We start from the raw sequence: 2,958 nt of genomic DNA, 5'->3' as shown, positions 1-2,958 counted from the left end.
CATACACACTTGTGGTTAAGTTTTTTGTCAATTTACTACTTTTCTTAGTTCGCAGCTACTTTTTTTTATATCTACGCAACAAGGTCTCCTCGCAATGACGGTTTTGGTATCTATGCAAGCAAACCTTTCTTGTAATGATAATAAAAATACACAACAAAAACATATGATTTGGAACTCTGAAACGCTAAGTAAAGCACTAGCTATAACAATCTCTAATTCTATCAATTGTAATGAAGTGCAATTTAACTCCAAGGATGTTAAAAAAGGTGATTTATTTATAGCACTTCAAGGTAATAGAGACGGTCACGATTATGTTCTAGATGCAATAGATAAAGGAGCGGCAGCCGTAATTGTTAGTAAGCAAGTAGAGATAAATGATAAAGATAAAATTATCCTAGTTGATGATGGTTTTGAGACTCTACAAAAAATGGCTTTATATAAACGAGAGAATTCAAAAGCTAAATTTATAGCTATCACCGGTAGTGTCGGTAAAACCTCTACTAAAGAAGCACTGAAGATATTATTGCAACATGATTCTCTAGTTTTTGCGAGTCGAGGTAACTTTAATAACCATTTGGGGTTACTCATTAATCTTGCATCAATGGCTGATGATATGGAATATGCCATTTTTGAGCTTGGCATGAATCATAAAGGCGAAATAAGGGAGCTAGTTCAAATATTAAAGCCGAATATTGCTATGATTACCAATATTTCGGAGACTCATTTAGAATTTTTTAACTCGCTCGAAGAAATAGCTGAAGCTAAATGTGAGATTTTTGAAAATTTTAGCAAGAATGATATTGCTGTTATTAATGCCGATACTAATTGCTATAACAAAATATTATCGATATTAAAAAATCTCTCTATTAATAGGGTATATAACTTCGGCATATCGCATAATACGCCTGCACAATTAGTTTTATATGAGAACCTAGGAGAGCAAGTTTATTTAAAGTATAAGATAAATAATAAGTCTTTAAGTGTAACTATACCGTTCATTCCTAGGCATTTTGCCGAAAATTATACAGCTATACTTTTAATTATCGATATATTAGGTAAAGATATAGAGATAGCTGCAAATCACTTGGCAAATATTCCTCCTAACAAGGGAAGAGGGGAAATTATCAATATACAAAACTCTCGTATAATTTGTGATTACTATAATGCAAGCCCGCAGTCAATGAAAGCTGCATTAGAATATTTAAAACAAGTACCTGCTGAAAATAAAACTGCTATAATAGGCGATATGCTGGAGCTTGGGGAAAATTCTAAACGGTTACATGAGGAGCTAGTACCTTATATATTAGATGCCGGTTGTTCTAAAGTTTATTTAGTAGGAGTAAATACTAAATATATTTATGATTTACTACCTCCCAAAATAGCTAAAAAATACTTTGAAAATGTTGATGAATTAATTACGCATATCACGGATTTATTTGAAGGTAATGAGCGTATCTTAATAAAAGGTTCAAGAGGTATAAAACTTGATAAGATTGTTGATTATTATAAATAAATACATTAGGATATTTTTAATGTTGTGCGGCTTAGTTTTAACGTCATTGCGAGGAGAAACATAGTTTCGACGCGGCAATCTCAGGAGTTTGTTATTACTTCATGGGATTGCCACGCAGCCTATGGCTGCGTAGCTCATGACGATTTTATGCAATAAGAACAACATCAAAATATACTTTTTAATTTAAATCTACAAATGTTATATAATCTTTTACTTCCTCACATTCATAATTCACATATAGCTAATTTATTTCACTATATTACTTTTCGTAGCGGTCTTGCTATTATTATAACTCTAAGCCTTAGCTTTATCACGGGTCCGATATTAATAAAATTTCTGCGTTCTCTTCAAAAAAACGGTCAGCCTATACGCTCAGACGGACCTGAATCGCATCAAACAAAAGCAGGTACTCCGACAATGGGAGGCATTATGATTATTTTGTCTAGTTGTCTTTCTACTTTATTACTTGCTGATTTAACTAATAAATATATTTGGATTACGTTATTTGGTTTTATTAGCTTTGGTATTATAGGATTTATGGATGATTATGCTAAGGTAACTAAGAATAATCATTACGGGGTAAGGGGAAAAAGTAAGCTTTTACTGCAAGGAATTATTAGCTTAATGATATATGTTTTACTAGAATATCTAGATAAAAATCCAAGTCATTTACTTCACGTACCGTTTTTTAAAAATTTAAGTTTGGATCTTGGTTATTTTTATATAGTTTTTGCTATATTTGTTATAGTCGGCTCTTCTAATGCCGTGAATCTAACGGATGGGCTTGATGGTCTTGCTACCGTTCCTATTGCTTTTACTGCCGGTTCTTTTGCTTTAATAAGTTATTTAGTAGGAAATCTAATTTACTCAAATTATTTGCAAATAACCTATATACCGAATACCGGAGAGTTAACGGTTCTATGTGCGGGGTTAGTCGGTAGCTGTCTTGGATTTTTGTGGTTTAATGCACAACCGGCAGAAGTTTTTATGGGCGATACCGGTAGTCTAAGTCTTGGTGGTGTACTTGGCATTATTAGTGTCATTACTAAGCACGAAATAGTTTTAGCTATTGTCGGCGGCTTGTTTGTTATTGAAACTGCATCCGTAATTTTACAGGTATATTATTTTAAAGCTACTAAAGGAAAAAGAATATTTAAAATGGCGCCGCTTCATCATCATTTTGAAAAACACGGTTGGGCAGAATCAAAAGTCGTAATAAGATTTTGGATTATTTCAGTTATATTTGCTCTTATAGGCTTATCATCCTTAAAATTACGTTAATGATATACTCGTCCCACTTGCAAAATTGGCTGTGTCGCCTTTGTAAGCCCTCGGATGTGCTACGTTAATTATACGCTCCGCTCCTCGTCTTATGGACTCCTTGCTCTTTTCGGTCATGCCTCCATATTGCAGTTATGCCTATTAAAAAGCTATACGTTCAATAA

General features: G+C 33.2%; 2 protein-coding genes. Both read left to right on the top strand.

Annotated features, from left to right (window positions below; genetic code table 11):
- Positions 1-163: 163 nt before the first annotated feature.
- Positions 164-1,513: a UDP-N-acetylmuramoyl-tripeptide--D-alanyl-D-alanine ligase gene (locus KYQ89_RS00940; protein WP_218459963.1), complete on the top strand. Its 1,350-nt coding sequence runs from the start codon at positions 164-166 to the stop codon at positions 1,511-1,513.
- Between the two features lie 195 nt (positions 1,514-1,708).
- Positions 1,709-2,794, top strand: coding sequence for a phospho-N-acetylmuramoyl-pentapeptide-transferase (gene mraY, locus KYQ89_RS00935; RefSeq protein WP_218459961.1), 1,086 nt, complete (start codon positions 1,709-1,711; stop codon positions 2,792-2,794).
- The last annotated feature ends 164 nt before the right edge of the window (positions 2,795-2,958 follow it).

It is taken from the genome of Rickettsia sp. TH2014 (assembly GCF_019249195.1).
Lineage (GTDB): Bacteria > Pseudomonadota > Alphaproteobacteria > Rickettsiales > Rickettsiaceae > Rickettsia > Rickettsia felis.
This window is presented reverse-complemented; position numbering and strand designations above follow the sequence as displayed.

Bases quoted from the DNA above. Each gene is read 5' to 3' on its own strand.
- KYQ89_RS00940 (WP_218459963.1), top strand. From the start codon at position 164: ATGATTTGGAACTCTGAAACGCTAAGTAAAGCACTAGCTATAACAATC.
- mraY (WP_218459961.1), top strand. From the start codon at position 1,709: ATGTTATATAATCTTTTACTTCCTCACATTCATAATTCACATATAGCT.